The organism is Shewanella sp. CAL98-MNA-CIBAN-0140, assembly GCF_040309905.1.
Classification (GTDB): domain Bacteria; phylum Pseudomonadota; class Gammaproteobacteria; order Enterobacterales; family Shewanellaceae; genus Shewanella; species Shewanella psychromarinicola.
In genome coordinates this window covers 1-2,009 of sequence record NZ_JBEOPI010000077.1, presented here as the reverse complement: position 1 = coordinate 2,009, position 2,009 = coordinate 1, and the positions used below count along the sequence as shown (strand labels likewise).

Sequence of the window (2,009 nt, the reverse complement as noted above, 5' to 3'; positions counted from 1 at the left end):
ACGAATGGACGCCTAAGAATGCCACGACTTCTTAAAAATGCCACCCATTCTTCTGACGATAACGTTTTAAGTTGACGAAAGTGACTATTGCGACGTGTTAATAGTGGCTGTCTACATTATTTGTCTCTAGATGATGCTCTAATTATGTGTGGGATAGCCGATAAATGTCTCAAATTTGGCCTTCTGGGTCGCTCCATATCCTAAATCCATTGAGTCGAGGTGCCACTGATATTCGAAAGGATTAGAAAGCGTCAGGCAACATTATTTATTTTAAAAGAATTCGCAACAAGAGTGCCTCTATATGTGTTGGCATCCTTTTACTTGCAAGCGCACGACGATTTAACCGCTAAACGACATACGAAGTAGATGAATCAATAGCCAAATAAGCCACTCACTTATCGAGTTCCATAACGTTTGGTTTCATTAGCAGTTGCGATTATTTGCGAACTTGATCGCGTTTTACAAGGCTACACTGCATAATTTTCGTTTATTGTGCTAAATTTAGAACTCACAGTTCTAAATTTATATTGAGAAGCAACAATGGCGCATCGTTGGCAAATTGCAATTTCTGCGGGTTTATTAGCGGCTATTTGGGCTGGTCTTGCTGATGTGTTTCATCTAGTGACATGGGTTGGCTTTCTCGGTTGCAGTACTTTTTTTGCTCAAACTGAATCTGGCGCTAAAGGGATGATGATGGCGATGATGACCAATCTTTCAGGTGTATTCTGGGGATGGTTAATTATTGCGGGGAGTGGTGTACTGGGTTCGCCAATAATAAGCTATGCATTAACGGGTATTGTCACTGCAATGATGTGCTTACAAGCCAGTAATAAAAACTTCGCTTTTATTCCCGGCACGTTTATTGGTTGTTGTATTACATTCGCGTTAAATGCTGATATCGCAGCAATTATTCCACCTCTAGTTATAGGCGCAGCGCTAGGCTATAGCATGAGCCTACTAACCGGCTTATTGATAACGTTAACGGCTAAAACAGCTGAATCGTTGAAAGATGAAACCGTAAAAGAAATCTAAGCACAGATTCGATGCCTCAATCGAGTCTGACACAAACGTTGAACGAGGCACTAGAGACTTAGAACAAAACATGCCGCCCATTTTATAAAACATCAAAACATAGCAACATCAAAACATAGCAACATCAAAACATATCAAAACATAGCCACCCATTTTATTATGAATTAACATAACTGCTTTTAGCTTTGATCAAAACATAGCCACCCATTTTATTATGATCAAAACATAGCCACCCATTTTATTATGAATTAACATAACTGCTTTTAGCTTTGATTGCGATAGCCTTCAGCACTATTCAAATGTATAAATTAAACGGGAATTATCAACAAACTGAGCGTTAGATAAAAAAACAGTAAGCAATACGGCAGATTCAAAGCAGCACTAGTGGCTTGATTGATATCAAGCTGGAAATGAAAGTATTGTTTTAGTGTTAGTTCTAGATTTAGAGATTAAGCCTTAAGCACACAGCCAGCGCAGGCAGTTTGATGCGCCTTGTCGACGTTTGCGTTCTAGATGTTCACAATATTCTGTTAATGCCGGTAACGCCCCTACTGCGCCTTTAAATAATGACCCAAACTCAGTGGTAATTTTCAGCCAGTTTTCTGCTGGAATATTGAGTCTGTTAAGAATATGTTGGCTACTGGCACTAATTGCACCACGCTTATCCTCTCGAATAATTCGCCCTGTATCTTCCACCAGCACAATATAGTCTTTAACACTGAACATCAGGCCATTTGGCATATCCTGACGTTCATTACCGACAAAAGGCAGTAACTCTTTTGGTTGCTCGCCTTTTATCGCTGAGTGTATTCGGCGTTGAATGCTGGTGTAGTCTGAAGTTTCTGCTGTGGTGGCCATTTTGGCGCGGATAGGATTCAAGTCGACATAAGCCATACAAGCGTAAGCGGTCAATTAAGCGGTGGAGCCCGATATCATCAAGCTTTTAGATCGGCATGCCAAGGTAATAAATCACTTAA

The 2,009-nt window shown here is 40.3% G+C and carries 1 protein-coding gene and 1 pseudogene; one reads left to right on the top strand and one right to left on the bottom strand.

What is annotated here, in order from left to right; all coding sequences use genetic code 11:
• The first annotated feature begins 540 nt into the window (after window positions 1–540).
• The gene (locus AAEY93_RS20190) at window positions 541–1,032 is read left to right on the top strand and encodes a DUF1097 domain-containing protein (RefSeq protein WP_124014346.1); all 492 of its coding nucleotides are present in this window, start codon (window positions 541–543) and stop codon (window positions 1,030–1,032) included.
• Window positions 1,033–1,488: 456 nt separating this feature from the next.
• On the opposite strand, the pseudogene AAEY93_RS20185 reads toward AAEY93_RS20190, so the two are convergent.
• Window positions 1,489–1,932, bottom strand: a pseudogene (locus AAEY93_RS20185) (transposase); the annotation flags it as partial.
• Window positions 1,933–2,009: the final 77 nt, after the last annotated feature.

Excerpts from the sequence above, each read along its gene's own strand:
- AAEY93_RS20190 (WP_124014346.1), top strand. The coding sequence starts at position 541 with ATGGCGCATCGTTGGCAAATTGCAATTTCTGCGGGTTTATTAGCGGCT.